Source organism: Croceitalea marina, assembly GCF_042684265.1.
Classification (GTDB): Bacteria; Bacteroidota; Bacteroidia; order Flavobacteriales; family Flavobacteriaceae; genus Croceitalea; species Croceitalea marina.
This window is the reverse complement of record NZ_JBHULB010000006.1, coordinates 305513-329458: the sequence shown is the minus strand read 5'-3', so window position 1 is coordinate 329458 and position 23946 is coordinate 305513. Positions and strand designations below refer to the sequence as shown.

Annotated in this window: 18 protein-coding genes; 12 read left to right on the top strand and 6 right to left on the bottom strand. The window is 37.3% G+C overall.

Going from position 1 to position 23946, the window contains the following annotated elements:
* Positions 1-100: 100 nt before the first annotated feature.
* From ACFSQJ_RS03540 to ACFSQJ_RS03525, 4 genes are all read left to right on the top strand, one after another.
* Positions 101-3124, top strand: coding sequence for a tetratricopeptide repeat protein (locus tag ACFSQJ_RS03540; RefSeq protein ID WP_377765592.1), 3024 nt, complete (start codon positions 101-103; stop codon positions 3122-3124).
* Between the two features lie 10 nt (positions 3125-3134).
* Positions 3135-4886, top strand: coding sequence for a TonB-dependent receptor (locus ACFSQJ_RS03535; RefSeq protein ID WP_377765590.1), 1752 nt, complete (start codon positions 3135-3137; stop codon positions 4884-4886).
* A gap of 58 nt (positions 4887-4944) precedes the next feature.
* Complete coding sequence (locus tag ACFSQJ_RS03530) at positions 4945-6018, top strand: OmpA family protein (RefSeq protein ID WP_377765588.1); 1074 nt, start codon at positions 4945-4947, stop codon at positions 6016-6018.
* A 108-nt stretch (positions 6019-6126) separates the two neighbouring features.
* On the top strand, positions 6127-7218 hold the full coding sequence (locus ACFSQJ_RS03525; protein ID WP_377765586.1) for an OmpA family protein: 1092 nt from the start codon (positions 6127-6129) through the stop codon (positions 7216-7218).
* A gap of 16 nt (positions 7219-7234) precedes the next feature.
* On the opposite strand, the gene ACFSQJ_RS03520 is transcribed toward ACFSQJ_RS03525, so the two are convergent.
* Entirely contained in the window at positions 7235-7693 is a 459-nt protein-coding gene (locus tag ACFSQJ_RS03520; protein ID WP_377765584.1) for a carboxypeptidase-like regulatory domain-containing protein, read from the bottom strand.
* A gap of 165 nt (positions 7694-7858) precedes the next feature.
* On the opposite strand from ACFSQJ_RS03520, the gene ACFSQJ_RS03515 reads away from it, so the two are divergent.
* From ACFSQJ_RS03515 to ACFSQJ_RS03505, 3 genes are read left to right on the top strand one after another with little or no spacing between them, the layout of a single operon-like run.
* Positions 7859-8938, top strand: coding sequence for an OmpA family protein (locus ACFSQJ_RS03515; RefSeq protein ID WP_377765582.1), 1080 nt, complete (start codon positions 7859-7861; stop codon positions 8936-8938).
* A 52-nt stretch (positions 8939-8990) separates the two neighbouring features.
* Positions 8991-10610, top strand: a complete 1620-nt coding sequence (locus ACFSQJ_RS03510) for an amidohydrolase (protein WP_377765580.1) — start codon at positions 8991-8993, stop codon at positions 10608-10610.
* Positions 10610-10807 (top strand): hypothetical protein, encoded by a 198-nt coding sequence (locus ACFSQJ_RS03505; protein WP_377765578.1) that lies wholly within the window; start codon positions 10610-10612, stop codon positions 10805-10807. The genes ACFSQJ_RS03510 and ACFSQJ_RS03505 overlap by 1 nt, the downstream gene beginning before the upstream one ends.
* Positions 10808-10984: 177 nt before the next feature.
* Here the strand turns inward: ACFSQJ_RS03505 and ACFSQJ_RS03500 are convergent, their stop codons facing one another.
* Entirely contained in the window at positions 10985-11524 is a 540-nt protein-coding gene (locus ACFSQJ_RS03500) for a DUF2911 domain-containing protein (protein WP_377765576.1), read from the bottom strand.
* Positions 11525-11765: 241 nt separating this feature from the next.
* On the opposite strand from ACFSQJ_RS03500, the gene asnB reads away from it, so the two are divergent.
* The 3 genes from asnB to ACFSQJ_RS03485 all read left to right on the top strand — a co-directional run bounded on the left by asnB (position 11766) and on the right by ACFSQJ_RS03485 (position 16781).
* The gene (gene asnB, locus ACFSQJ_RS03495; protein ID WP_377765574.1) at positions 11766-13436 is read left to right on the top strand and encodes an asparagine synthase B; all 1671 of its coding nucleotides are present in this window, start codon (positions 11766-11768) and stop codon (positions 13434-13436) included.
* A 319-nt stretch (positions 13437-13755) separates the two neighbouring features.
* Positions 13756-15684, top strand: a complete 1929-nt coding sequence (gyrB, locus tag ACFSQJ_RS03490) for a DNA topoisomerase (ATP-hydrolyzing) subunit B (protein WP_377765797.1) — start codon at positions 13756-13758, stop codon at positions 15682-15684.
* 71 nt (positions 15685-15755) lie between these two features.
* Positions 15756-16781: a DUF6588 family protein gene (locus ACFSQJ_RS03485; protein WP_377765572.1), complete on the top strand. Its 1026-nt coding sequence runs from the start codon at positions 15756-15758 to the stop codon at positions 16779-16781.
* A gap of 90 nt (positions 16782-16871) precedes the next feature.
* On the opposite strand, the gene ACFSQJ_RS03480 is transcribed toward ACFSQJ_RS03485, so the two are convergent.
* Positions 16872-17243, bottom strand: coding sequence for a hypothetical protein (locus ACFSQJ_RS03480; RefSeq protein WP_377765570.1), 372 nt, complete (start codon positions 17241-17243; stop codon positions 16872-16874).
* Positions 17244-17474: 231 nt separating this feature from the next.
* Here ACFSQJ_RS03480 and ACFSQJ_RS03475 point away from each other — a divergent pair, with 231 nt between their 5' ends.
* Positions 17475-18401 carry a malate dehydrogenase gene (locus ACFSQJ_RS03475; RefSeq protein ID WP_377765569.1) on the top strand — a complete coding sequence of 309 codons (927 nt, stop codon included), beginning with the start codon at positions 17475-17477 and terminating at the stop codon, positions 18399-18401.
* A gap of 160 nt (positions 18402-18561) precedes the next feature.
* Complete coding sequence (gene secDF, locus ACFSQJ_RS03470) at positions 18562-21516, top strand: protein translocase subunit SecDF (RefSeq protein WP_377765567.1); 2955 nt, start codon at positions 18562-18564, stop codon at positions 21514-21516.
* Between the two features lie 99 nt (positions 21517-21615).
* On the opposite strand, the gene ACFSQJ_RS03465 is transcribed toward secDF, so the two are convergent.
* The 3 genes from ACFSQJ_RS03465 to ACFSQJ_RS03455 are packed head-to-tail and all read right to left on the bottom strand — an operon-like array spanning position 21616 to position 23923.
* The gene (locus tag ACFSQJ_RS03465) at positions 21616-22869 is read right to left on the bottom strand and encodes an ABC transporter ATP-binding protein (RefSeq protein ID WP_377765566.1); all 1254 of its coding nucleotides are present in this window, start codon (positions 22867-22869) and stop codon (positions 21616-21618) included.
* A 41-nt stretch (positions 22870-22910) separates the two neighbouring features.
* The gene (locus ACFSQJ_RS03460; RefSeq protein WP_377765565.1) at positions 22911-23435 is read right to left on the bottom strand and encodes a GNAT family N-acetyltransferase; all 525 of its coding nucleotides are present in this window, start codon (positions 23433-23435) and stop codon (positions 22911-22913) included.
* Positions 23435-23923: a DUF192 domain-containing protein gene (locus tag ACFSQJ_RS03455; RefSeq protein WP_377765563.1), complete on the bottom strand. Its 489-nt coding sequence runs from the start codon at positions 23921-23923 to the stop codon at positions 23435-23437. The genes ACFSQJ_RS03460 and ACFSQJ_RS03455 overlap by 1 nt, the downstream gene beginning before the upstream one ends.
* Positions 23924-23946 lie beyond the last annotated feature (23 nt).

Below are 23946 nucleotides of genomic sequence, written 5' to 3'. Positions count from 1 at the left end.
CTATAAATTCTACGAATCTTAAATTTTGAAAAACATTAAATATACTTTGGCGCGGATTTTGACGTTATGGTATCATCAATCGAGAACAGCGTAGAACACTATGAATCGGAGAATCACTGCATTTCTTTTCCTATTTTTCTTAGGATTTAGCCTTTTGTGCACTGCACAGGAAACCAAAATATACAATCACGGAAAGAAACAATTTCAAGATGCTTTGGCACTGTATAATAATCAACAGTATCAGGCAGCACAGGCTTTGTTCGAGAAAGTAAAATCATCTACCGACGATTATGAAACCGAAGCCAATAGCAGTTACTATGCTGCTAATGCTGCGATTCGATTAAACCAACGTGGTGCAGATAAGTTAATGGAAGATTTTGTGGAACGTTACCCCACATCTACCAAAAGAAATTCTGCCTTCATGGATGTGGCTGATTATTATTTTGAAACAGGCAAGTATCCGTATGCCTTAAAATGGTATAACAAAGTTGATAAAACTGCCATGTCAAAAAAAGACGAAGAGCGTTTCAACTTTAACAACGGCTACTCGCTTTATGCATCTAAAAAACCAAAGGAAGCCGAAAGCTATTTAAGTAGGGTAAGTAACTCTGCAAAATACGGTTCTCAAGCAAAGTACTACTTGGGTTATATTGCCTATGAACAAGACGATTATGAAGAGGCCAACGCACGTTTCGATAAGATAACGGACCCTAAACTTCTAGAAGAAAAGCTTTCGTATTATCAAGCCGATTTAAATTTTAAGCTGGGTAATTTTGAGAAGGCCATAGAAATGGCAAAAAAGCAGTTGCCAAAATCGGACAGAAGAGAGATTTCTGAATTAAATAAAATTATCGGTGAAAGCTATTTTAATCTAGAAAAGTATGGTGAGGCCATTCCGTATTTAAAACAATACAAGGGAAAAAGAGGTCGATTTAATAATACGGACTATTATCTCTTGGGATATAGTTACTATAAGCAAGGTGATTTTGAATCGGCAATAGGGCAATTCAATAAAATTATTGGAGGCGACAATAGCGTTGCGCAAAATGCCTATTATCATTTGGCGGAGTGTTATTTAAAGTTGGACAAAAAATCGGAAGCGCTTAATGCTTTTAGAAATGCCTCCCAAATGGATTTTAATGCAGAGATTGAAAAAGATGCGCTACTTAACTACGCTCGTTTAAGTTATGATATAGGCAATGCCTATGAACCGGTTCCGCAGGTAATGACTGCCTATTTAGACAAGTACCCTAAAGATGAGCATCGAGAAGAACTGCAAGAGCTACTAGTAGACTCATACATTACTTCCAAAAATTTTGAAGGCGCCCTAACACTTCTGGAGAAAAATTCTGGTTACGCAAGTGATGAAACGTATCAAAAAGTGGCTTTTTATAGTGGAGTAGAACTTTTTATCGATAACAAGTATGAAGAGGCTTTGGAGCGTTTTTCAAAATCACTCAAAAAATCTGAAAGCCCTATATATGAGGCACGTTCTCAATATTGGAAGGCAGAGTCTGCGTATCGTTTGAACCGTTTCGATGATGCCCTAGTTGGTTTTGAGCAATTCAGAAAGAATACCAATGCTAAAAATGTTGAAGAATACAAACAACTCGACTACAATTTGGGGTATTGCTACTTTAAGATAAAAAATTATAAAAATGCAGTAACCTTCTTTAAAAATAGTATTAAGAATAATGAAGATGAAGGTTTGGTCAACGATGCTTATCTAAGATTAGGAGATAGTTACTTTGTAACCAGTAGTTATAAAGCCGCCATATCCGCTTATGATGAAGCGTCAAAACTTGATGGTCCCGAACGTGATTATGCCGCGTTTCAAAAAGCGATTTGTAATGGTTTTTTAGGAAATAATAAGGCTAAAATAGAAGGCCTCAATCAATTTATAAATCGTTATCCGAAGTCCGCTTTACGAGATGATGCGCTTTTTGAATTGGGTAATACCTATGTTAAAACGGACCAAGAAAGACAGGGCCTTGAGGCTTACGACAAGCTTATTGCTCAGTTTAGCAGAAGTAAATTTGCACCCAGGGCTTTATTGCGGCAAGGCTTGGTCCACTACAATGCAAACAGAAATGAGCAGGCATTGACCAAATTGCGAAACGTTGTTTCTGAGTATCCGAACACTCCTGAAGCCAAACAAGCGGTGGCAACTGCAAAATTGGTCTATGTGGATTTAGGAAGGGTTAGCGAATATGCGGCTTGGGTCAGAAACCTTGACTTTGTTGAGGTAACCGATTCTGAACTAGATGCCGCAAGTTTTGAAGCGGCAGATAGAAAATATGCTCAAGGTAACAGAGAAGCAGCTATTCGTTCTTATGAAGACTATTTAAAGGAATTCCCCAATGGATTGGAAGCGACCAAGGCCAATTTTAATCTTGCGCAATTGTATTTTTCTAAAGGAGATAAAGAAAAAGCGTTGTCAAAATTCAAAATAGTTGCCCAGAATGATTTCGGAGAATATACCGAACAAGCGCTCACAAGAGTATGTGAAATTTATGTTGGAAGACAAGACTACGAAAGTGCCATTCCGTATTTACAACAGCTTGAAAACGCCGCTGAGATTGATCAGAATAGAACTTTTGCCCAGTCGAATTTAATGAAAGGCTATTACGGTCAAAAGAATTACGAACAAACATTGATTTATGCCGAAAAGGTATTGAATGCTCCAAAAATAGACAACCGCATCAAAAGCGATGCCCAGATAATGATAGCGCGTTCTGCAATCGAAACAGGCGACGAGCAAAGGGCCGAGCTTGCTTTTTCTGAGGTGAAGAAAATTGCAACAGGAGAAACTGCTGCCGAGGCCTGGTATTACGATGCGTATTTTAAAAATAAGAATCAAGATTTTGAAGCTTCTAATACCTCAGTTCAAAAATTGGCTAAAGACTATGCTTCGTATAAAGAATGGGGCGGAAAGGGGCTCGTACTAATGGCTAAAAACTTTTATGCTTTAGGCGATGCTTTTCAGGCTACATATATTTTAGAAAGCGTTATTGAAAATTTTGCAGAGTTCAATGATATTGTTGCAGAGGCTAGAGGAGAACTTGCATTGATAAAGTCAAGAGAAGCAGAAATAAATTCATCAGTCAATCCGAACGAGAACTAAAAAGAAAAAGATGTTTAAGTCATATCTACTATTTTCCATCATTGTTTTGAGCCTATTTGGGGTGGTTCAGGCCCAGAAAACTGACGATATTGGTACTGAGACGGTAACTGTGGTAAAACCATATTCACCTACCGTCTCAGATGCCTTTAAAATAAAGTCTGTTCCTAGCTTGAATGATTCCATAGTGCTTCAAAAAAAGCCGATTACCTATAGTATTTTCTCTGTGCCGGTAGCATCTACATTTACCCCGGCAAAAGGGCAAGCCTCTCGTGTAGAGAAAACGCCTCCACCAACTTTATATAATTCATACGCTTCCGTCGGATTAGGAAATTTTAATAATGCCCTTGTAGATTTTTATACAAGTAGAGAGTTTAATAGGGGTGAAGATTTATTGGATTTTGGCTTGAGCCATCATTCTTCTAGAGGCAATATCGATAGTACTCCGCTAGAGACCGATTTTTATGATACAAAATTTGATGTTTCCTATGCCAAGAAAGACCGTGATAGGGATTGGGGAGCTAGTATTGGTTTGCAACATCAACAGTACAATTGGTACGGTATAGAACGCGGAACATTTACCGAGGCACAGTTAGCAGGTGTAGATGAACAACAAAACTATTTTAATGCCGAGGCCAAAGCGCATTTGAATTTAGAAGATTCTTTCTTTAAAAGTGGTAAAATTTTACTTCGAAGATTTTGGGATGCCGTTGAATCTGGTGAGAATAGAGTGTTGCTAGAACCATCAATAGAATTGCCTATAACCGAAGAATTGGTGACCATTAATACCAAATTAGACTATGTCGGGGGTACTTTTAAGAACGAAAGCTTAAATAATACGGGGAACACCCAAGAAATAAATTATGGTCTATTTCAAGTTTCTGTCAACCCCAGTCTTTTGGTTTTACGTGATGACTTGACGTTAAATCTTGGGGCCAATTTTGTCTATGGAACTGATTTGGAAAATAATGCCGGTAATTTTTACATCTATCCGGCAGTCACGGCTTCTTACCGCGTTTTAGATGAACAGGTTATCGCTTACGGCGGATTGGAAGGGCAATTAAGACAGAATTCATACTATGATTTTGTAAATAGTAACCCCTACGTTTCTCCGACTTTAGACATTCAACCTACCGATAGGCAATATGAGGCTTATGCTGGTTTAAAAGGACAGTTATTTTCTAACGTGGGCTACAATGTTAAAGGATCATATACAGCGGAAAACAGGTTGCCATTGTTTTTGCTAAATCCGCAAAACTTAGCCCGTGATGATGAAAAGGGATACAATTTGGGCAATTCTTTTCAAGTTTTTTATGACGATGTAAAGACACTTGGAATTTTTGCAGAATTAAACATAGACGTCAATCGAAATTTCACTCTTGGTCTTAATGCTGAGGTGTATGATTACACTACAGAAACTGATAACCCCGCATGGAACCTGCCTAATTTAAAAGGGTCGCTATTCATGGATTATCAGATCTCGGATAAATGGTTTATGGGTGCCAATCTATTCTTTGTTGGCGAACGTGAAGACTTGGTCGCTACGGCCCAACCAAATACCCCTGCGAACTTATTTCCTTCGAGTATAGTAACTTTAGAAAGCTTTTTTGATGCCAACGCTCACCTAGGCTATCGTTTTAATGAACAACTTTCAGTTTTTGCGAAGGCTTCTAATATTGCGAATAACAATTACCAGCGCTGGTCTAATTTTCAAGTTCAAGGTTTTCAAGCTTTGGCTGGGGTATCCTATAAATTCGATTTCTAGAATAGGCGAAAATAAGAATGTCTTCTCAAGCATGACAATTTTCTTATCTTAGAAATGTATGCGCTGGGTTATCTATGTAGGGGTAGTACTTTTTTGTTTTCAAACTTGTTCTGTTTTTGCTCAAAATCTGGTAAAAAATCCAAGCTTTGAAGACTACCACGAATGCCCTAATATTTTAGGAACATTTAATGAACATGTGAAATCATGGTCAACCCCGACAGCAGGAACTACTGATTATTTTAATACCTGTAGTAAGGTAATGAGTGCTCCAGAAAATTTTAACGGAGTCCAACACCCGAAAGATGGTGAGGCATACGCAGGACTTTATTTTTATGCCCCTGGCGATTATCGAGAATATATTCAAGTAGCGTTAAAAACAAAGCTTAGACCAGATAAAGAATATCAATTAAGTTTTTATATCAGTTTAGCCGAAGGTTCCGATTTTGCGGTAAAAGATTTTGGTGTGGTCTGTTCATACAAACAAATAGCCTTAAAGACTAAAAAAAACCTCTCTAGAAGGCAATTGTATAGTGTAGAGGGAAATAAATTCCATTCTTTTGAAATTAATCATCCAGATTTTCATGAGGATAAAAGTAGCTGGCTGAAAGTGTCGGTTTCTTTTGTGGCAAAAGGTTACGAGCGATTTTTGGTATTGGGCAACCTTAGAAATAATAAACTGACCAGAAAAGTGCAGACCAAGAGAAAGGAATCAAAAAAAGGAGCATATTATTATATTGATGAAATTTTATTGAAAGGAGAGCATGTAGAGGTTCAAACTAAGTTTAAATTGGAGACCCTGCATGAATTTGAAAATATATTGTTTGATTTCGATGTGTTCTCATTAGATGAAATTTCGGCGAACACCCTTAAGGAATTGTATACCCACCTAAATGAAAATCCAAGACTCCATATTACTATTCTAGGTCATACAGACAATAGGGGCTCTAAGAGGTATAATAAATTACTTTCTTTAAAAAGAGCTGAATCTATTGCAAAGTATCTTGTTGAATTGGGTTTGAGTAAAGAACGCATAGATGTTATCGGTTATGGCAGTTCAAAACCTCTTTTGTCAAATAACAGTGAAGAAGGAAGAAAAAAAAATAGAAGGGTAGAGTTTATTTTAAAAGAATAAAACTACTATTAATGTAAGATAATATTTACAATTTTAATACGTTATTTAATATTCAATAACTATTATAAATGCTTTTAGAAGGTAGGTGTTTATAGCTAAATCTAAAATATGGCTCCCGATAAGAGAATTATTCTTATTCTACTTTCAGTCTTTCTATGTAAAGTTATAAGGTCTCAAAATTTGGTTTTGAATGGAAGCTTTGAAAGCTATCTAGAATGTCCTAAAAAGAAGGGTACTCTTGAAGATAGTTGTAAAAACATTAAAGCTCCGACCAAAGGATCAACAGATTATTTTCATGAATGTGGACTAAATGGGCTAGGGATTCCTAAGAATTTTAATGGAGAGCAATTTGCCTACGAAGGAGATGCTTATGCCGGCTTATATCTTTATAGTCCAAATAACTATAGAGAGTACATTCAATTTGAATTGGGCGAATCTTTGAAAAAAGGGAAAACATATAAAGCATCAATACGATTATGTATTGCGGAGAATTCAGTGCTTGCTGTTCAAAATGTTTCTGTTCTTTTTACGCAGCAGGAACTAGACTTAAATATTAATGAAAATTTATCTCCAAAGAGGCTAAATCATTTTAAAGTAAAAAAATTTTCATATCAAAATTTGGAAATAAAAGAATCAATATTCAACTATGAAAAGTGGGGACTATTAGAAGTTGAATTTGAAGCAAAGGGCTATGAAAAATATATGATTTTTGGCAATTTCAAAAATGATAAGGATTCTAGAACCGTTCGTTTAGATTTACAAAAGAGTACCCTAAGACCAATTTCATATTATTATATAGATGACGTTTCTGTACAATTAGAAGAAAAGCAGGAATATGCTATGAATACTCCTTTTGTTTTAAACAAGCTTCAATTTAAGTTTGATAGTTTCGAGCTGACCGATAAGGCTAAAGAAGATGTGCTTAATGTATTTTACTATTTAAGGAAAAATCCGAATGTTCAGCTTCATATCTCAGGTCATACTGATAGTGTAGGGAGTGATTTTTATAATCAATATTTGTCCTCTAGAAGAGCCAGAGCTGTTGCATTATTTTTACAAGAACGAGGTATTGCCTCAGACCGTATAAATTGGGAAGGAAAAGGAGATAAAAGCCCTCTTTATAAAAATGACACGGAAAAAGCTAGAGATGCCAACAGAAGAGTTGAGTTTGTAATAACTGAATTCGAAGATAAGAATTAAGTAATTCTTTAGTAATCTAGTTAAAATGGCTAAAATAAAATTGGTCGGATGGTTTAAAATAGACTCCTGAAACCAATGTGAATTCTTTCTTAGATTTCGATAAAAAGTTAAATCTATAAAATGTTTTTCGATAATGTTTTTTATTGAAGCCAACTTTTTTTTCTAAAATACTTTGCATTTCTGCATCATACTCGAGCATCAAGCTTTCCGTTTTACCGCCACCTAGTACAAAAAAAGATTCTGATTTATAGCCTTTCGATTTGATATTCACTTTCCAATGAAAATCCTTCTTGCTGGTAAGTGTAAACTCCCCTTCATAATTGGTATAGGTAATGTCGTCTGTTTGGTCAATTTCAACAGACGCCATATAAATTGGCAGACCTAGCTCATCAACAACTTTTCCAGATATGGTATTTTGGGAAATACCAAAAAACGGAATATAGGTTAATAGGAGCACAAGGGTTAATTTGTGCATTTCAATAAGATTTGGACTAGTATAACGTATTTTATTGATAATTAGTATGTTTTTGTAGTCTCGGTTGCAGGTAATGTTATCGCTACAAAAGTTTGTAGACAAACAATAATACCATAAAACCAGCGTTTTTTATGCGGAACGAGAACCAAAAATTAACATAAAGGTATGGTGCATTTTTATTCTCGTATAGTATTAGGTTTCATTTTTTTATCAAGTATTTCGCTCTCAGCGCAAAACTTGATTCTTAATCCAAGCTTTGAAAACTACAAAGCGTGTCCTTCTAACATTACCAATTTTAACGTTCTGGTCGAAGATGTATCATTACCAACTTCCAGTTCGGGCGATTACTTTAATGAGTGTGGTACCGGTGATTTTTCGGTTCCTGAGAATTTCAAGGGAGCACAAAAGGCCGTTGAAGGCAAAGGATATGCCGGGCTGTATTTTTATGCATTGAACGATTACCGTGAATATATTCAGTTAAATACGGCAAAAACCCTACGAAGTAAATTTCCTTATAAGGTTTCTTTTAAGGTGAGTCTTGCCGAAGCATCAAGTTTGGTCTTAAAGGGTATGTCGATAGTATTGACCAATGCAAAGGTTAGAGTGCCTAACAGTTCTGCACTTACCCCTTCAAAATTAGATTTACAAGAAGGTCTAGAATTTTATGAGGTAAAACTCACCCCGAATAACTCAATGGCAGATACCGAAGGTTGGATAACATTATCTGGCGAGTTTGAGGCTAAGGGCTTTGAAGAACATATCATCATAGGGAATTTTCAAAATAACAATAGCACGGCACTCTTAAATAAAACAGGGCCTGTTTTATCCAAAGACTTCTCTTATTATTATATAGATGATTTTATGCTTGAAGAACAGCCGAGAATCAACTACGAAAAAGATAAAATTTATGTTTTAGAGCGTAACCCATTTGAGCCTAAAGGCTATGAGCTCGATAAAGAAGCTGTGGCTAGTGTAAAGAAAATCTTTAAGTTCCTTAAAGAGAATGCTGAGGTGCAAATGAAGATTACCGGGCATTCTGATAATGTTGGAAATCCTGAATACAACAAGTTTATTTCTTCACTAAGAGCTAGAGCGGTTGCACTATATCTTAAAAAGTTAGGTATTGATGACAATCGTGTTGTTTGGGAAGGTGCAGGTGATACAAAGCCCCTTAGAAACGGAAAGATCAAGGAAAAGGCTAACCGTCGTGTAGAATTTGTGATGACCACCATAGAGAACCAATAGAAAAAGCTAACATTATATCTGATTGTGTATTTTTGGGGAAAGTCAATTCCTAATGAAAATACACATTCTTACTTTTTTATTTTTAGTCCTTTTTTTTTCTTGCAATTCAAAAGAAGAAGTCGATCTTATCATTTACAACGCCAATATTTATACGGTAGATGATAGTTTTTCGACAGCAAATGCCATGGCCATAAAAGATGGTGAATTTGTAGCGGTTTCCGAAGATAATTTGGAAAACTACATGGCCAAAGAAGAAATAGATGCAAAGGGTAAAACTATTGTTCCAGGTTTATTTGATGCGCACTGTCATTTTTATGGTTTGGGATTAACCCAACAAGTTGTCAATCTGCGCGGAACAACTAGTTATGATGATATTCTTCAAAAAGTTGCCAATTTTCATAAAGAAAAGCCTTCAAACGTTATTCAGGGTCGTGGCTGGGACCAGAATGATTGGGAAGAAAAGGAATTCCCGACAAAAGACAAACTAGATAAACTATTCCCAGATACTCCTGTAGTACTAGAGCGTGTAGATGGTCATGCCTATTTGGTCAATCAAAAAGCTTTGGATTTAGCAGGAATAAACAATGAAACCAATGTGGAAGGCGGCGAAATAGTTAAAGACAATAGTGGAAATATCACCGGAGTTTTGGTAGACAACCCTATGGGCTTGATAGACGCCGTAATTCCTAAACCCACCAGGGCAACGCAGATTCAGGCGCTAAAAGATGCGCAAGAACTTTGTTTCGATTACGGTTTGACTACGGTGAACGATGCAGGTCTAAACAAAGAGACCATTGAATTAATAGATAGCCTACAGCAAGCTGGTGAATTGGATATTCGGGTGTATGCCATGATCAGCAATAACAAAGAAAATTTAGATTACTACTTACCAAAAGGTATCGTAAAAACGGATAAATTAAATGTACGCTCGGTAAAAGTATATGGTGATGGCGCTTTGGGGTCGCGAGGAGCTGCCTTACGTGAACCCTATTCAGATAAACCTGGACATTTTGGAGCCATGATTACTCCTGTAGATGCCATTGAGTCACTGGCAAAAAGGATAGCTGCTTCAGATTACCAAATGAACACCCATGCTATTGGAGATTCTGCAAATATTGCGGTATTAAGGGCTTATGCGAAAGCCTTGCCCGATGGTGCCGATAGAAGATGGAAAATAGAACACGCACAGGTAGTATCAGAAAATGACTTCCAATATTTTGGCACTGGTATTATTCCATCAATACAACCCACACATGCCACTAGCGATATGTACTGGGCAGAAGATAGGTTAGGCGAAGAGCGTGTAAAAGGAGCTTATGCTTTTAAGACACTACTTGATAATGCCGGGATGGTTGTTTTAGGAACTGATTTTCCGGTAGAAAAAGTAAGCCCGTTTTTGACATTTTATGCCGCGGTGGCAAGACAAGATTTAGAAACTTATCCCGATGGAGGATACCAAATGAAGGATGCTTTATCTAGAGAAGAAACTTTAAAGGGAATGACGATATGGGCCGCCTATTCTAATTTTGAAGAAGACGAAAAAGGAAGCATAGAAGTGGGTAAAAAAGCCGACTTCGTGATTTTGAGTGATAATATTATGGAAGTTCCAACCTCGCAAATTCCAAATCTAAAAGCAGAACAGGTTTTTGTTGGGGGCGAGAAGGTGAAATAATGAATTTCTACAAGATTATATTAGGTGTTTTCATCGTAATTGGTTCTGTCTGGTATTTCAGTCATCTTCGAAAAAATAATCTTGAAGATGAAGATAAGAGCCCTATTGAGAAATCTTTTGATATTGAAATATATTTTGGCTTAATGATAATTTTTGTAATTGGCTTGGTAATGATTTATCGAGAATTATTTCAATAAAATTTTGAGAGTTTATAAAGAGTCATTTCGAAATGAAATGCGAAGCATTGATTGAGAAATCTGTTAAGCTGAATAAGATTTCTCATATGCATTCGAAATGACAAAAAGTGAAAGATTGTTACAAAAAAAGCCCCCAAACAACTGTCTGGGGGCTTTTCCGATTTTATAAAATTTCGTTTAAAACATAATCGGCGTAGCAACTCTTGTAGTTCCCCAACCCATTACGAGATGTGCTCCACCCTTAACTTCTTTAAAAGCGATAGAGAAAGCTTCTAAAGATTCAGAATCAGAACTTACTTTAGAACTAACTCGAACCACATCGGCAGCATTATCATAAGAATAAGCGCCCCATTGATTTAAATTGTTGTTTAAAATTACGGTCCATTCACCGTTTCCAGGTATGGTAAACAAAGCATATGTGCCTGCTTTTACACTTTTACCTCCAAAGCTAACGTCTTTGTAAAATGTAATTTCAGGAGCCTCGTTTGCTCCAGTACGCCATACTTTACCGGCAGGTGCCAAATCGGACATGGTACGTCCTTTTAATTGAGGTCTGCCATAGGTAACTTTTACAGCTTTATCAGATACTTTGTAACTGGACGGAAAAGCGGCAATGTCTGCGGGGCTTTTATCCAAGCCACCAAATTTTTGGGCTTTGGCTTCGGTACTAAAAATTAAGGTCATTGCAAAAAATGCAATAGCAACTATTTTTTTCATAATTAAGATTATTTATTAAGTTTCAAAACTACCTGATATTTTGGGCCACTTGCTATAAAAAGAAGTTAAAGTTTGGCTTCTTCTAAAATGAAATATTTTACTTTTTTTCATCCACTTATTGTTCCGAATAATGTATAAAAGTCATTTTTTAGTTATAATATGTAAGTATATTTAAATACTATGTTTTATTAATGTAATAATTAGGTGATTTTTGTCTCTTAATTGTTATCAAGAAAAGATTATGTGTGGTATTGTTTGTGCATTTGATGTAAAAGAGCCCGTTGAGTTGCTTAGGCCTCAACTATTGGAGATGTCAAAAAAAATTAGACATCGTGGTCCGGATTGGAGTGGAATATTTGCTTGCGATAATGCTGTAATGGCTCACGAACGGCTAGCCATTGTTGATCCGGCATCCGGAAAGCAACCTTTATTGAGTACTGATGGAAAACTTGTTTTGGCCGCTAACGGAGAAATATACAACCATACCGAGCTACGAGAACAATTTCAAGGAAAATATGATTTTAAAACAGCATCCGATTGCGAGGTCATTCTAGCCTTATATCAAGAAAAAGGAGTTGATTTTTTGGACGAAATGAACGGTATTTTTGGTTTTGCGATATATGATACAGAGAAAGACGAATATTTTATCGCTAGAGATCATATGGGTATAATTCCGCTATATATCGGATGGGATAAGCACGGTACATTCTATGTAGCTTCAGAACTCAAAGCTTTGGAAGGGACTTGCTCCAAGATAGAGTTGTTTCCTCCCGGTCATTATATGCATAGTGCTAACGGTGAATTTGTGCGCTGGTACAAACGCGATTGGATGGTGTATGAAGCTGTAAAAGAAAATGAAACCAGTATTCAAGCGATTCATGATGCTTTGGATGCCGCGGTGAAAAGACAGTTGATGTCAGATGTGCCTTATGGCGTTTTACTTTCCGGAGGTTTGGATTCTTCCGTTACATCGGCACTAGCAAAAAAATATTCACAAAAACGAATTGAATCAGGTGGTACTAAAGATGCTTGGTGGCCACAACTGCACTCATTTTCTGTTGGCCTAGAGGGCTCTCCGGATCTTGCTGCTGCACAAAAAGTGGCCGACCATATTGGCACGGTACACCATGAGATAAAGTTTACCATTCAAGAAGGTTTAGATGCCATAAAAGATGTCATCTACAACCTAGAAACTTATGATATAACGACAATAAGGGCTTCCACACCTATGTATTTAATGGCACGTGTCATAAAATCTATGGGTATAAAAATGGTACTTTCTGGTGAAGGGGCCGATGAGCTTTTTGGTGGGTATTTATATTTTCACAAAGCTCCAAGTCCAAAAGATTTTCATGAAGAGACGGTTCGTAAATTGGACAAGCTTCATATGTACGATTGTCTAAGGGCCAATAAATCGCTCGCTGCCTGGGGCATTGAGGGTAGAGTTCCGTTTTTGGACAAAGAATTTATGGATGTTGCCATGCGTATCAATCCCAAAGATAAAATGATCAATGGCGAGCGAATGGAAAAATGGGTGGTTCGTAAAGCTTTTGAAGCTTACCTGCCAGAAAGCGTTGCCTGGAGACAGAAAGAACAGTTTTCGGACGGTGTAGGCTACAGTTGGATAGACACCTTGAAAGAGGTAGTGAACGCTGAAGTAAGTGATGAGCAATTAAAGAGTGCCAATTTTAGATTCCCTATCCAGACTCCAACTTCTAAAGAAGAATACTATTACCGTTCTATTTTTGAAAGTCATTTTCCTTCAGATGCGGCAGCATTGAGCGTTCCTCAAGAACCTTCAGTGGCTTGCAGTACTAAAATCGCGCTTGAATGGGATGAGGCATTTAAGAACATGAACGACCCTTCGGGCAGAGCTGTGGCCAATGTGCACGATGATGCATATGTAAAATAATTTGTTTTCATATGTGAGCGTGAGAACATCATTTTTATTAGCTAATAAGAAGCGACAGATACTGTCGCTTCTTTTGTTTTGGAAGTTTTTTTCTTGGATAAATTTCAACGAAATATAGCATAATATTTTCCACAATCATTGTTAATAACTTAGAGGTGTCAAAATATCACAAACCCCTAATTCTACTGGGTATTGGTTATATTTGTGAGATTTGAAAAACGCAAAATAATTTAGTTATAAAACTATGAGCGAAGAAGCTAAAAACGAAGACGAAGAAATCAAAAAAAATAGTGATTCTGGGCAGAAAGACGACACTCCTATGAAAGACTATTCCGCAGACAGTATTCAGGCTCTAGAGGGTATGGAACATGTGCGCATGCGTCCGTCCATGTATATTGGTGATGTTGGAGTTAGAGGATTGCACCATTTGGTATATGAAGTAGTGGATAATTCCATAGATGAGGCCATGGGGGGGCATTGTGATACAATAAGCGTCACCATTAATGAAGATAACTCCATAACAACTAGGGATAACGGTAGGGGTATTCCTGTTGGTATACATAAAAAAGAAGGCGTTTCGGCACTTGAGGTTGTAATGACCAAAATTGGTGCAGGTGGTAAATTTGATAAAGACTCTTATAAGGTATCAGGGGGTCTGCATGGTGTTGGTGTATCTTGTGTGAACGCATTGTCATGCAAATTGAAGGCCACGGTTTTTAAAGAAGGCAAGATTTGGCAGCAAGAGTATGAGCGAGGTAAAGCAATGTACCCCGTAAAGACCATTGGAGAATGCAAGGAGGAAGATAGAGGTACAGAGGTTACTTTCTTGCCCGATACCACTATTTTCACACAAACTATTGAGTATAGCTATGAAACGCTTTCAAATAGAATGCGTGAGCTTTCTTTTTTGAACAAAGGGGTTACCATTTCGATTACCGATAGGCGTCAAAAAGACGAAAAAGGAGAATTTGTTTCTGAAGTATTTAGCTCTACGGAAGGTTTAAAGGAATTTGTTAAGTTTTTAGATGCCACGCGTGAACCGTTGATTCAGAGTGTGATTTCGATGGAAGGAGAGAAAAACGGAATTCCTGTTGAGGTAGCTATGATCTACAATAATGGGTATTCTGAAAATTTACATTCCTACGTGAATAATATCAATACCCATGAGGGAGGAACACACTTATCTGGTTTTAGAAGGGGATTGACGTCTACTTTGAAGAAATATGCCGATAATTCTGGAATGTTAGATAAGCTTAAGTTCGAAATTCAAGGTGATGACTTTAGGGAAGGACTTACAGCAATTGTTTCTGTTAAGGTTGCGGAACCTCAGTTTGAGGGTCAGACCAAAACAAAATTGGGTAACAGAGAGGTTTCTTCGGCAGTTAGCCAAGCAGTTTCTGAAATGTTGACCAATTATTTGGAAGAACATCCTGATGATGCGAAAATTATTGTACAAAAAGTAATTCTTGCCGCTCAAGCAAGACATGCCGCAACAAAGGCCCGTGAAATGGTACAGCGGAAAACCGTAATGAGCGTTGGCGGCTTACCAGGAAAATTATCTGACTGTTCTGAGCAAGATCCTGCACTTTGTGAAGTGTTTTTGGTAGAGGGTGATTCTGCAGGTGGTACCGCTAAGCAAGGTCGCGATAGAATGTTTCAGGCTATTCTGCCTTTAAGGGGTAAAATCCTTAACGTAGAGAAAGCTATGCAGCATAGGGTTTTTGAGAACGAGGAAATAAAGAATATCTACACGGCCCTTGGTGTAACCATTGGCACTGAAGAGGACAGTAAGGCATTGAATCTTGAAAAATTGCGTTACCATAAAGTGGTAATCATGTGTGATGCCGATGTTGATGGTAGCCATATTGAAACTTTGATTTTAACGTTCTTCTTCCGTTATATGAGAGAATTGATAGAAGGAGGTCACGTTTACATTGCTACACCTCCGCTATATTTGGTCAAGAAAGGCTCTAAAAAGCGTTACGCTTGGACGGATGCCGAACGTGACGAAATAGTAGAATCAATGAACGGCGGAGCAGGTATTCAGCGATATAAAGGTCTCGGTGAGATGAATGCGGAGCAATTGTGGGATACCACTATGAATCCCGCTTTTAGAACGCTAAGACAAGTTACTATTGATAATGCTACCGAAACGGACCGTATTTTCTCCATGCTAATGGGTGATGAGGTACCTCCGCGAAGAGAGTTTATAGAGAAAAATGCCGTTTATGCGAACATTGATGCATAGATAACGACAGTTCACAACAAAAACTCGCTCCTACAGGGCGAGTTTTTTAGTTTTAGGAAAAATTTTACAAAATGAAGAGAATAATTCTTTTTGGTATAGTAGGTGTTTTTTCCTTAGGGCTAAGTGCGCAATCAGATTTTAGTGATGTTTTCGCGGCTGGTGTAGAAGATGCCGAACGTTTTAGTAACGATTATTTCGGACCTATGTCCGAAGCCGCCATTTATAGTATGGCGAACGGATGGTATAACTCTGCAGATTCAAAACCGCTCGGTGGATTTGAAATTTCGCTTGTAGGTAACATCACGGGTTTCAAAAATAAAGAGGACAAAAAAGCATTCTTGTTTGATGAAGCGAATTACACCAATTTACAATTGGTCGGTGGCAATGATGCAAGAACAGATACACAATTGGTGTCTTCTGCTCTTGGTGATATTGAAGGGGTACGTGTTTTTGTTGAAGACCCAAATGGTGTGTTAGACCCTCAAGAATTTACCTTACCCTCTGGTCTTGCTTCTGAAGGACTTAATTTTGTGCCATCAGCTTTTTTACAAGCTAGCGTTGGACTTGTGAAGGGATTAGAAGTGAAAGCACGATTTTTACCGAGCATTAATTTTGATGATGATGTAGAATTTGGGCTTTTTGGTGCAGGATTACAATATGATTTTACGAAAATTCTTCCTGGTGATAAAATTCTACCCGTTGCCCTATCAGCAGTTATTGGGTATACCAATTTGAATGCTTCTTATGATTTTACCGATCAAGGCTTGCTACCAGGCGAAAATCAAAGAATAGAAACTACATTTAATACATGGACTTTTGCTGCCGTGGCATCTACTAAATTGCCCATTATCAATTTTTATGGTGGTTTAGGATATATTACAGGAAACTCTGAAACTGATATTTTAGGAACCTATAGTGCGGGTGTTGGACCATTTCAAGAAACGGTAACCGATCCTTTCTCTCTTCGAAGAGAAGTAAGTGGTGTTACTGCCAACATGGGAACCAAATTGAAATTAGGGTTCTTTAGGTTAAACGTAGATTATAACATTGCAGAATTCAATACGCTAACAGCTGGTATAAACTTTGGTCTTAGGTAGGTTAGGTAGAAGAATTTAAAACAAAAAATAAGAAAAGCCCATAGTAATTAAACTAAGGGCTTTTTCCTTCATTCGCATCCAGTGTCTATGCTATTCCCTAATGGCAAATATATCTCCGTCTTCAAGCGCCAGCTTTTCTGGTGTAGCTGCTTCTTCAAGATTTACCTGTACCTTAGGTTTATCTGTTCCGGTATAAATTATGGTGTAGGTTTCACCTTCTAAGCTCCAACTAAAATCCGTGTAGAAATCTAAATCACCGTTGGTATAATTGTGGTATCGGCCTAGGTAGGCATCGTTGAAAATCCATTCTTGTCGAACCTTATCTCCGCTTTCTTCACCTTCCGATGCAATTTCTGATTTGGACCAAATGCCTAGAATAGGGTCGTTGTTTTCGGGTATTTCCGAACAATTGCTCACAGCAATAAGGGCCAAAATGGCCAATAATGAAAAGAACTTTTTCATGATTAAGTAGGTTATGTCTTTTAATTTGGGACTATTAGAACGGTCAGAATCAAGTTGGTATTGCAAAAATTCGATGTATGACCACTTTTAGATAATTTCTTCGTTAAAGGGTGCTTTTTTTTAACATATCTACGAAATTATGTAGTCTTTAATAATCAAAGTCTTCACCTATTTTGACCTAAAAAATCCATATTTTTGCCCCAAATTCAAGAACTTCTTAAAAACACACAAATGAAAGTTACCGTAGTTGGAGCTGGAGCAGTTGGCGCAAGTTGCGCTGAATACATAGCTATCAAAAATTTTGCATCAGAAGTAGTATTGCTAGATATTAAAGAAGGTTATGCCGAAGGTAAAGCCATGGATTTAATGCAAACTGCTTCTTTGAATGGATTTGATACTAAAATTACCGGAAGCACAAGCGATTATTCTAAAACCGCAAATAGTGATATTGCAGTAATCACATCTGGTATTCCTAGAAAGCCGGGGATGACCCGTGAAGAATTGATTGGTATCAATGCAGGTATTGTAAAAACGGTATCACAAAGTTTAATAGCGCATTCTCCAAATGTGATATTGATTGTGGTCAGTAATCCGATGGATACAATGACCTACTTGGTTCATAAAACCACGAACCTTCCAAAACACAAAATTATAGGTATGGGCGGGGCACTGGATAGTGCACGTTTTAAATACCGTTTGGCTGAAGCTTTAGAAGCTCCTATTTCTGATGTAGACGGCATGGTAATCGGAGGCCATAGTGATAAAGGCATGGTACCTTTAATTAGTCACGCTACGCGCAACAGTGTAAAGGCTTCAGAGTTTTTATCTCAAGAAAAATTAGATTATGTAGTTCAAGAAACTAAAGTCGGCGGCGCTACCTTAACAAGTCTATTGGGTACTAGTGCCTGGTATGCACCAGGGGCAGCGGTTTCTGGTTTGGTACAAGCGATTGCTTGTGACCAGAAGAAAATGTTTCCATGCTCTACCTTTTTAGAAGGTGAATATGGCCTAAACGATATTTGTATCGGAGTTCCTGTAATTTTAGGGAAGAACGGTATCGAAAAAATCGTAGCTATCGATTTAAGTGATGCCGAAAAAGCGAAGATGCAAGAAAGTGCCGAAGGGGTTACAAAGACTAACGGATTGTTGCAGCTGTAATAAAAACAATTGATTAAAAAATAAATGCCATTTCAAACCCAAAAGGGGATGAGTGGCATTTTTGTTTGATGGACAGCTCGTTACAAATAAGAGAATTCTATTGGCAAATCCTATTTGAAATGATATATTTGCACGCTGTTTAAGAAAAATATCGTAATCAATGCAGAATAAAGGACTTATAAAGCTTTTCGCATTCCTTTTTGGTTTGGTGAGCATCTATCAATTATCATACACTTTTATCACAAGCAAGATTGAAGGTGATGCCGAGACCTATGCGGTAAATCAGATTTCAGAGGGAGAAGAAGACTATGTAGCAAAGAGAGAAGCTATTGAAACTTCTTATCTAGACTCCATTGGTGCAAATCCTATTTTAGGATACACCAGCTATGATGATGCCAAAAAACGTGAACTCAACAAGGGTCTTGACCTTAAAGGTGGTATTAACGTAACACTTCAGATATCCGTAAAGGACATTTTAAAAGGATTGGCAAACAACACCAAAAGTCCAATTTTTAATAAGGCCATTGCTGATGCTGATGAAGCTTCAAAAAGTAGTGATGATACCTATTTGGATTTGTTCTTTGACGCTTTTGACAATGTAAAGGGAGATTCAAAATTGGCTTCACCAGACATTTTTGCCAATAAGGGACTAAGTGATGTAATCAATTTTCAAATGTCAGATGATGAGGTTAAACCTGTTATCCGTAAAAAAATTGATGAATCTATCGTTTCTGCATTTGAGGTTCTTAGAGAACGTATCGATGGTTTTGGGGTAACACAACCGAATATTCAAAGAGAAGGTAATTCTGGACGTATTTTGGTAGAGCTGCCTGGAGCGCGCGATATCAATCGTGCACAAGAACTGCTTTCAAGTACGGCACAATTAGAGTTTTGGGAAACCTACCCACAGAACAATCCAAGTTTAGGTCAGTTTTTTGTCAGTGCTAACGAGCGTCTTCGTGATATTCTAAAGCCCGAAGAAAAAGAACAAGAAGTATCGACCCCAGAAAGTGAAATAGATTCTTTGTTGTCGGATGTTGCTCAAGATTCTTTGGATTTGACTACAGAAGCAAATCCGCTATTAAGCAAACTATTGCCAGGCACAAACAATGCAATAGCTAGAGTTGCCATTTCTGATATGGAGGCAATTGATTCATATTTAAAAATGCCGCAGATTAGAAGGTTGCTTCCTGCTGATATTCAATTCGTAAAGTTTGCATGGGAACGCCCTGCTGCAGAATCTGAACTTGTAGGGCTTTATGCTTTACAATCCAATCGTGATAATACACCAAGAATTAGTGGTGATGTGGTTTCTGATGCGCAGGATACATTTGACCAATTCAATAAGCCTGCGGTTAGCATGACCATGAATACCCGTGGTGCTAAAGAATGGGAACGTTTAACAGGTGACGCTTTCAATAACCAAACTGGCATTGCAATTGTTTTAGATAACAAAGTATATACTGCACCAGGTGTTTCTACCGGGCCAATCTCGGGTGGTCGTTCAGAAATAACAGGAACCTTTACAGTTAACGAAACAAAAGATATTGCAAACGTTTTAAGAGCGGGTAAATTACCGGCTTCAGCAGAAATCATTCAATCAGAAGTTGTTGGCCCTTCTTTAGGTCAAGAAGCAATTGATAGTGGTTTTATGTCATTTATGATTGCAATGGCCTTTGTTTTACTATGGATGATTTTCTATTATGGTAAAGCAGGTATTTTCGCCGACATTGCTTTGATTTTCAACATCGTCTTGATTTTTGGCGTATTGACCAGTTTAGGTGCTGTATTGACTTTACCTGGTATTGCGGGTATTGTCTTGACCATTGGTATGTCGGTTGATGCCAACGTACTTATTTTTGAACGTATTAAAGAAGAGTTGGATAGAGGTAAAGGCAAGGCGCAAGCTGTAGCCGATGGTTTTAGTAACGCGCTTTCTTCAATTTTAGATGCAAACATCACAACAGGTTTAACAGCAATTATTCTTTTCATATTCGGTTCTGGACCCATCAAAGGTTTCGCAACTACCTTATTAATAGGTATTGTAACCTCATTGTTTACAGCAATATTTATTACAAGATTGTTGGTGGATTGGTACATTTCTAAAAAAGGAAGAGATTTACAATTCTCAACCGGTATTACCAAGAACTTGTTCAAGAACATGAGCATTAATTTCTTAGGAAAAAGAAAAATCGCTTACGTTATCTCTTTAATCTTGGTTGGTGTAGGAGCATTCTCTTTATTGACAAAAGGCTTACAGCAAGGTGTTGATTTTGTTGGTGGACGTTCGTACCAGATTCGTTTTGAACAGGCTGTTAATCCTTCTGAGATAGCGTCAGAATTGAACGATGTGTTCGGTAGTGCCAGTGTAAAAACATTTGGTGATGCCAATCAGATTAAAGTTACCACAGCTTATAAAGTTGATGTTGAGGGTATTGAAGTTGACTCGGAAATTCAAAATAAGCTTTATACATCGCTACAAAAATATTTACCGGATGGTACTTCTTTTGAAGACTTTACGGTGGGTGCTTCTGAAAAATCTATCGGAATTTTACAGTCTGTAAAAGTAGGTCCTACCATTGCTGATGATATCAAGAAAAACGCATTATTGGCTATTATCGGATCGCTAGCGGTAGTATTCTTATACATTTTACTGCGTTTTAGAAAATGGCAATTCTCATTAGGAGCTGTTGTTGCGGTTTTTCATGATGTTATGATAGTATTAGGCATCTTCTCGCTTACAAGTGCTGTGATGCCTTTTAATATGGAAATAGACCAAGCATTTATAGCGGCTATTCTTACCGTAATCGGTTATTCCTTAAATGATACTGTGGTCGTTTTTGACCGTATTCGTGAGATTGTGAACCTAAAGGGATGGAATAAAGGTAACAATGTGAATGAGGCATTGAATAGTACGCTGAGTAGAACATTAAATACTTCATTAACGACCTTGATAGTGCTTTTAGCCATTTTCATCTTTGGAGGTGAATCGCTTAGAGGATTTATGTTCGCAATGATCGTTGGTGTAATTGTTGGTACGTATTCATCGGTATTTATTGCAACGCCAATCATGTTCGATGCACTTAAAAAAAGAATTTCTTCCGGTAAGGAATAGATTTTACTAGCTAACTCAAATAATGGCCATCTGCATTGCAGATGGTTTTTTTGTTTTGTGCATTCCCTTTCTGACTCGAATACGTGGTTCTACTCCTTACTATTTAAAGCTCTTGATTTTCCCGGTAGAACCATTTTTTATAGGTATCAATTCAAATACCTTTTTTGGGTCCAGTCCTTTTTCTTCTCTATGGGAAACATAAACAATAGCGGTAGTACTATCATTGGCTATTTTATTTACAAGGGATACAAAAAGAAGGGCGCTTGAATCGTCAAGGCCCGAAGTTGGCTCATCTAACAATAATAATGGTGGGTGCTTTATCATTGCCCGGGCGGTAAGTAACATTCTTTTTTCAGTAGTGGATAATTGGTGAAAGTACTGCGTTTTTTTAGCGGATAGCTGCAATAGCTCAAGCCAATCAGATGCCAATCTTTTTTCGATTTCGGTGGGTTTTACATAGAGTCCGATGGAGTCATGAAGCCCTGAAATTAGCATATTTTCTAGTGTATGATAGCCTCTGAATTTGTCGGTCATAGCTGGTGTGAAATACCCGATATTCTTTTTGATGTCCCAAACACTTTCACCACTTCCTTTTTTAGTGCCAAACAGGTACAGCTCTTGCCCGTATCCTTTTTGACTATCGCCAGTTATCATAGCCAGTAATGTGCTTTTTCCGCTGCCATTAGGGCCTTTTAATTGCCAAAAGTCTCCTGAATGTATCTGCCAGCTGATATTTGACAAAACGGGTTTGTCATTAAAACTGACCGATACACTTCTAAGCCTCACCAGATTATTACCCGTGAACAATTTGGCATTCAAGGGTCTGGGAATATTCAATTTAGAAAAAGTGCTTTTTGTTTTGATAGTCTCACTAAAAAGATGTGTTTTACTATCAAAGTGAATTAGTTTATCACCCTCTAACTTAGCGTAATTTGCTGCTAACGGTAAAAAGTCCTCAACTCGGTTTATAATTTGGATTATAGGTAAATCTGCAGCTAGGGTCAGCAGTTTTCCCTTAAGTTCTTTTTGATAGTGATAATCTAAATTATCAAACGGATTAACTACTATCAAATAGTCTGGTGAGCTTTCTAAAGTATAATTGAGCAATGCTTTCTTTCGTTCACCACTGCTCATGGTAATCAAAGATTGCGAAGTGTTTTTTGTAATTAGTTTTATGCCATGTTTTTCTTCTTTATCAAGATAATGGGCAATTTGTGAGCTTGAAAATAAGGCGCCGGTTTTTCCTGCCAATTCACTAAAATCAGGAAGTAATTTATCGTTTAACAACAGATTTAGAAAAGTATCGGTCTGTGAAGTACTATCAATAAGAATGGTGTAATGGACGATATTCATCTAAACTATATGTTTAAATTATCGAGAAAAGTAACGAATATTCATTTGGTAACCCTAAAAATATGCACAGGGTTTTCTTTGTAAGTGGTGGTTTTGTTCAATTGCATTTTATTTTTTAAGGCTACTTTTTGAGAAGGAATGTTATCAACGTGAATAATAGAGATAAGTGATTCGGTCAAATCGTTTTGAAAGGCATAATTCCTGCATTTCTTGGCTGCTTCAAACGCAAAGCCTTTGCGCCAATATTTGGGCAAAACAGAATAACCAATTTCTAATTCTGTTACATTATCAACAGTTTGAATTAATAAGCCACACATACCAATAAGCTCATTGGTGGTTTTAAGGACTAAGGCATTCATACCCCCTAAATGCTGCTCGTATCTTTCAAAAATCCTTTTAAATTGTTCTTTGCAGGCTTGTTCCGGATTTTCAGGTAGTCCATCCCAGTATTGCGTTGAAGCTGGATTTTGATAAAAGGGCAGCCAAAGTTGATAATCTTCTGGTGTTATCTTTCGAAAATATAGGCGTTGACTTTTTTGACCTTCTAAAAGATAAGGTGATACCATTATTTTCTGGTAAAAATGACGCTATCCTTAACTTCTAATAACCATTTTTCTGCAAGTCCAGCATTTACCTCTAGTACATATTTAATAGGCACTTGTGAAGACAGACCTGTTTCATTGTAGGGCTGCGCATTTTCTTGAAAACTGGCAATTTTCAGGTTTTCATCTATAAAGACAATATCTAAAGGAAACTCGGTATTCTTCATGTAAAAAGAATGCATGGCCACATCAGGAAAAATAAAAAGCATTCCCTGTTTTTCTTCCATAGATGACCTGTACATTAATCCTGTCTCTGTTTCGTAATCGGTTTCGGCGATTTCAATATCAAGATTAACCAAAAGCGAATCTTTCTTGAAAATCGATAATTCACCTTCTTTAGTAAAATCAATAGTTTCCGTCTTTATCTCAGTCTTTTTCTCTCCTTTACAAGACGTAAAAACTATAAAAAACACGGACAAAAAAATTGTACAATACTTAAAAAAATATTTCATCTTACTACTTACTACTTACTACT

Bases quoted from the DNA above. Each gene is read 5' to 3' on its own strand.
- ACFSQJ_RS03480 (WP_377765570.1), bottom strand. From the start codon at position 17,243: ATGAAAAAGTTCTTTTCATTATTGGCCATTTTGGCCCTTATTGCTGTG.
- ACFSQJ_RS03465 (WP_377765566.1), bottom strand. From the start codon at position 22,869: ATGAATATCGTCCATTACACCATTCTTATTGATAGTACTTCACAGACC.
- ACFSQJ_RS03500 (WP_377765576.1), bottom strand. From the start codon at position 11,524: ATGAAAAAAATAGTTGCTATTGCATTTTTTGCAATGACCTTAATTTTT.
- gyrB (WP_377765797.1), top strand. From the start codon at position 13,756: ATGAAAGACTATTCCGCAGACAGTATTCAGGCTCTAGAGGGTATGGAA.
- ACFSQJ_RS03475 (WP_377765569.1), top strand. From the start codon at position 17,475: ATGAAAGTTACCGTAGTTGGAGCTGGAGCAGTTGGCGCAAGTTGCGCT.
- asnB (WP_377765574.1), top strand. From the start codon at position 11,766: ATGTGTGGTATTGTTTGTGCATTTGATGTAAAAGAGCCCGTTGAGTTG.
- ACFSQJ_RS03505 (WP_377765578.1), top strand. From the start codon at position 10,610: ATGAATTTCTACAAGATTATATTAGGTGTTTTCATCGTAATTGGTTCT.
- ACFSQJ_RS03460 (WP_377765565.1), bottom strand. From the start codon at position 23,435: ATGGTATCACCTTATCTTTTAGAAGGTCAAAAAAGTCAACGCCTATAT.
- ACFSQJ_RS03485 (WP_377765572.1), top strand. From the start codon at position 15,756: ATGAAGAGAATAATTCTTTTTGGTATAGTAGGTGTTTTTTCCTTAGGG.
- ACFSQJ_RS03530 (WP_377765588.1), top strand. From the start codon at position 4,945: ATGCGCTGGGTTATCTATGTAGGGGTAGTACTTTTTTGTTTTCAAACT.
- secDF (WP_377765567.1), top strand. From the start codon at position 18,562: ATGCAGAATAAAGGACTTATAAAGCTTTTCGCATTCCTTTTTGGTTTG.
- ACFSQJ_RS03455 (WP_377765563.1), bottom strand. From the start codon at position 23,923: ATGAAATATTTTTTTAAGTATTGTACAATTTTTTTGTCCGTGTTTTTT.
- ACFSQJ_RS03520 (WP_377765584.1), bottom strand. From the start codon at position 7,693: ATGCACAAATTAACCCTTGTGCTCCTATTAACCTATATTCCGTTTTTT.
- ACFSQJ_RS03510 (WP_377765580.1), top strand. From the start codon at position 8,991: ATGAAAATACACATTCTTACTTTTTTATTTTTAGTCCTTTTTTTTTCT.
- ACFSQJ_RS03535 (WP_377765590.1), top strand. From the start codon at position 3,135: ATGTTTAAGTCATATCTACTATTTTCCATCATTGTTTTGAGCCTATTT.
- ACFSQJ_RS03525 (WP_377765586.1), top strand. From the start codon at position 6,127: ATGGCTCCCGATAAGAGAATTATTCTTATTCTACTTTCAGTCTTTCTA.
- ACFSQJ_RS03540 (WP_377765592.1), top strand. From the start codon at position 101: ATGAATCGGAGAATCACTGCATTTCTTTTCCTATTTTTCTTAGGATTT.
- ACFSQJ_RS03515 (WP_377765582.1), top strand. From the start codon at position 7,859: ATGGTGCATTTTTATTCTCGTATAGTATTAGGTTTCATTTTTTTATCA.